This is a genomic window from Synechococcus sp. 65AY6A5, from assembly GCF_002760415.1.
Taxonomy (GTDB): domain Bacteria; phylum Cyanobacteriota; class Cyanobacteriia; order Thermostichales; family Thermostichaceae; genus Thermostichus.
Genome location: NZ_AXUW01000001.1, coordinates 250978 through 255257 on the forward strand (window position 1 = coordinate 250978; position 4280 = coordinate 255257).

The following is a 4280-nucleotide window of genomic DNA, read 5'->3' on the forward strand; positions in this document are numbered from 1 at the left end:
TTTTACATACCTAGCCATACCAAGCAGCCATACTGAACATACTGGGCATTATTTTCAGTATAGTCCAGCATATCATTGACTAGAGTCATGCTCCTCACCCAGAGGGATCCCTATTAGAGCTTACACCTGTGGACGGGTTCCCATGCACCTCAGGCGGCGTCTGCCCGCCTTCGGGAGAGGAGATGGGGGCAAAACTGGACTGCCAAGCTTTTTCTAGGCTGGCCGGCAAGCCTCTTGAAGCTCCCCAACCCCACGGGCCATGCTTCTAAAGCCAAAGTTAAACAAGGACGCTTATTTTAAAAAAACTGTCACCTCTGAAAGCCATCGCCTGAGGATCGACAAGTTTTTAGTATCTTTTTTTTACTTGCAAGTGTTTCTTTCTACAATACTCTTTCGGCTCTCCCTATGGTAGCGTTACATCGCGATTTTGCCTTTTCTCTCGACCTTGTCTGTGCTTCCAGTCAATTCCCGCCAGGTCTTGACAATGCGACTTAACAGACCAGAAAACCGAGAAACTAGCTGGGTGATTGCCCTGATCCTGCTAGGGATCTCTATAGCCGGCTGTGGCTCTTCCAGTAGCACGGGGATCGACCCTGCTTCTTTGGGATCCCAAGCTCGCCTGACATTCAATGGGGCTCTGACCCGCTCCTTTTCTGGCACACAAGGGGAAATGGAGTTCAACATCGCCCTCCTGCAAGGCGGGGATCCGCCCCAACCAATAACCCAGCTCTCTGCCAGTCAGGTCAGCCTGCAGGTAAACCAGGTAACCGACTTGCTAGGGATCCCGCAGCCGGTAGCCTTGACCCTGACACCCACCCGGATCGAGAACCCCCCGTCGGATCTGCCTCAGCGGCCTTTGCTCATGGCAGTGCTGATGGATGGCTCAGGCAGCCTGTTGGTCTTGGATCCCCAATCTCGGCGCTTCCTGGCTGTTTTTCGGCCCCTGGATCAATTTCGCCCTGCACCCCTGGATCTGGGCGCCATTCTGCGCTTTGACAACCGGGGAGCAGGCTTTGGCGTTACAGCCCTGGGGCAGCCCCTGCGCACAGCTCAGCTATTGCAGGACTTCACCGGCGACAGAGAGCTGCTGAGACGAGGCGTTTTGCGTGCTGTTCCCGGAGGGAACACCGCCCTTTACGATGCCACGGTAGAAGCCGGGCGTTTCTTGAGCGACTTTCGGCTCACCGAGCGTTTCAACCGCCGCTTGGTGGTATTCACCGATGGGATTGACAACGAAAGCACCCGCTCCATCAACCAAGCTACTCAGGAGCTGACAACTTTGGCCAGAGAGCGAGGACAAAAACTCACCGTGTATGTGGTTGGGTTGGGGGTCGATTTGAATCTTCTGGAGTTACAGCGTCTGGCTGCAGCTACTGAGGGGACTTTTGTGCTGGCACGGTTTTCTGAAGGGCTGGAAGCTCCCTTTGCCAACTTATTCCCTGCTGCCATTGGGGAGCACCGCCTGCAAATGAGGGTGCAAAGCAATGTTCCGCTATCTGCTGGTTCTTATCTTCTCAGTGGCGAGCTGAGAGTTGAGAGAGAAGGCAGCCGTTTTGTGGCGCCCTTCAGCGACGCTGTTCTCACGGTGGGATCCCGCTAGAGTCATTCCGCAGGCTGACAACATCCCTAATCGAGAGCGAGGCGATAAGCAAATGTTTCGACGACTCGGTATACCCAGAAGATTTTGGCAACCGGCTGCGCTTGTCCTGGCGGCAGTGCTTACAGGTTCCCTAACGGTTTTCCTGAAAGGTTGCGGTGGTGGTACCTCCAGCAGCCCCTCGACCGTGGGGTCGCCGCCAAGGGATCCCAGCTCCGCCTTTGCCTCTGCCATTTTGGGGTTGGTGGTGGATCCCTTTGCTCAGCTTTGCCCTTCAGGCTCAACAGCCGCCCTTTGTTCGGGAGGGCCGCTCTTTTCAAGAGGCAATAAGGTTGAGTTGTTCAACCTAAGCTCAAGAGGGGACATTTTGTTGCCTGCCTTGTCAACCACTGCCTTGGAGGGCAACTTGCGGTTCACCATCCCCTTTTCCGGATCGATTATTCAACCGCCGGGGAAATTGGTATCGGTTCAGTCCAATCTCCTGGGCCAAGGGCGTCAGTCCGGCCAGCCTACACCCCTGCGGGGATTTATTTTCAGCGCAGCTGTGGATGTTTCCCCTTGGAGTGAAGCCCTTTATCGCATCTTGCTGCGGGAGCGGGATAGAGTACCTTTCTCCAACTTAGCTCCCCCCGAAGTTAGGGATCTGGAGAATATTCTGTTTGTCAGCGTACCTCTTTCCAGAACAGCCCGAGACCTGGAGGAAATCATTACGGACATTATTCGACAAGCGGATCAACTTAGTTTTAATCAGCTTCGCTTTGTGGAAGATCTCATTCGCGTTTGCTATGCCCCAGAAGGTAATCAATCGGATCAGCCCTGCCGCCTCCGCATTCCCGTACCCCTACCGCCGGCACCTACGCCGACTCCATTTGTGCCTGCTCCTGAAACTCCCGCTCTTCCCACCATCATTACCAACAGGGCTGTGGTTCGTTCAGCATCGGGCTCGTTGCTCTTTAGCAACACGGTTTCGGTGAGGGTAGATAACTGATGGCTGCCTCGTTTTAGTCAAGTTTGATGTGAGCTGATTTTGTGTTTCAAGAGAACGCGCTGAGAGAGCCGAGAAGTGTTGAATGCTGACCTCAAAACCGTCTTGATTTCGTCCTGGTCAACTGGAAAGATTGCTTTGCTTTTTTAGTCGCAGCTTGGGCACTGTTTCCACAGCCCTGCTAATGGTTCTCTTGGGGGTAGAGCAAGCTAGCTTCCTCCGACACCCACACCCACTCCGACACCCACACCGACTCCAACACCCACACCCACCCCGACACCGACGCCCACACTCACTCCGACGCCCACACCCAGCCCAGCACCTCCCCCAGGCGAAGGGATCCGACTGGTCAAGCGGATTACCGCTCTCAACGGAACTCCTATCCCCGAATTCTTCGACGAGCCCACCGACCCCAACGACAACCCAGGGATCCCTTGGCCAGGCGGAGCCACCACCTTCCTGCAGGGGGCCATCAACCTGCCGGTGCGCCCAGGAGCGCGGGTGCAGTATGCCATCTACTTCCTGCTGGACTCGCCCGCTTCCACCTTTGTGGTGTGCGATCCCCTGGCGCCTGGCTTGCAGTATGTGCCGGGCAGCCTGTCGGTGAGCACAGGGATAGGGGATCCTTCATTCCGCCGGGTGGGGCCGTGCCGCCTGCTTGTGGGGGCATCAGCAACCCCAACGGTGTGGTGGTGGTGAACGTGGGGGGAGGCAGTTCTGGCTCAGCCGGTGTCGTCCGCTTCGAGGTCGCCGTTCCTAGGTGAAGCCCATTCCACACCTTGCCCCTCAACCGGGAGCAGCCTCTCATCCCGAGGTGAGGCCATGCCTTATCGGCTGGCGAAAGGGAAGTGGGAGTGGAATGGGAAATCCACTGCAGCCAGCGGTAGATTTAAGGAGAGGAGGTCTTCGAGGTTAGCCGATTGCCAAGCCCCTCTCCCTGTCTATGGCTTGTTGCCGCAGGTGAGCAGGTGTGGATCCTCTTACTAGGCCATCTTGATTGACAGAGAGGCAAGGTGTGGGCAAATACAGTTCTAGGTTCGTATTGCCCCTGGTGGCTTGTGCGGCAGCGGCAGGTTTGCAGTTGCCTTCGCCGGCACAGACTACGATCATCGTCACCACCCCAAGGGATGCCATAGACAACAAAGACGGGGAGTGCTCTCTGCGGGAGGCCGTGATAGCCGCAAACACCGATTCAGCAGTGAATGAATGTCTTGCGGGCCCAGGTGCGGACACGATTGTGCTGTCGGCAGGGAGGACCTATACCTTGTCGATAGACGACGATGGGTCGGGACACCAAACCGACTCTGGAGCGGACAACGACGATTTGGACATTACCAGCACCATCACCATTCAAGGCAACGGGGCGACGATCCAGCGGGATACTTCGATAGCATGCGATCTAGACGGTAGGGCAGCCAAAGGCGAGTTTCGCATTTTCCATGTCAGCAGAGGAGGCAAGCTCAATCTACAAGGTGTAGAGATCAAAAGTGGCTGTGCGGATGGAGACGATCCAAATACTGCCGGTGGCGGTGTTTTTGTGGGGGTCGGCGGTCAGCTTGCAGTCTCCAAGGTTCAGATCTCCAGTAATGGGGCTTTTTCTTTCGGGGGCGGCATCTACAACCTGGGCACAGTAACCATTGACGCAGCGGGCATTTCCGACAACCGTGCCGACCAGGAGGGAGGCGGCATCTACAACGG

General features: G+C 56.2%; 4 protein-coding genes. All 4 read left to right on the plus strand.

Features of this window, described 5'->3' with window-relative positions; all coding sequences use genetic code 11:
* The first annotated feature begins 523 nt into the window (after nt 1-523).
* On the plus strand, nt 524-1600 hold the full coding sequence (locus SYN65AY6A5_RS01170) for a hypothetical protein (RefSeq protein WP_099883743.1): 1077 nt from the start codon (nt 524-526) through the stop codon (nt 1598-1600).
* Between the two features lie 403 nt (nt 1601-2003).
* Entirely contained in the window at nt 2004-2585 is a 582-nt protein-coding gene (locus SYN65AY6A5_RS13785; protein ID WP_143597104.1) for a hypothetical protein, read from the plus strand.
* A 498-nt stretch (nt 2586-3083) separates the two neighbouring features.
* Entirely contained in the window at nt 3084-3281 is a 198-nt protein-coding gene (locus SYN65AY6A5_RS13915; RefSeq protein WP_099812995.1) for a DUF11 domain-containing protein, read from the plus strand.
* A gap of 376 nt (nt 3282-3657) precedes the next feature.
* Nucleotides 3658-4280 (plus strand): CSLREA domain-containing protein (locus SYN65AY6A5_RS13920; protein ID WP_168174231.1); only part of this gene is annotated, 623 nt, incomplete at its 3' end.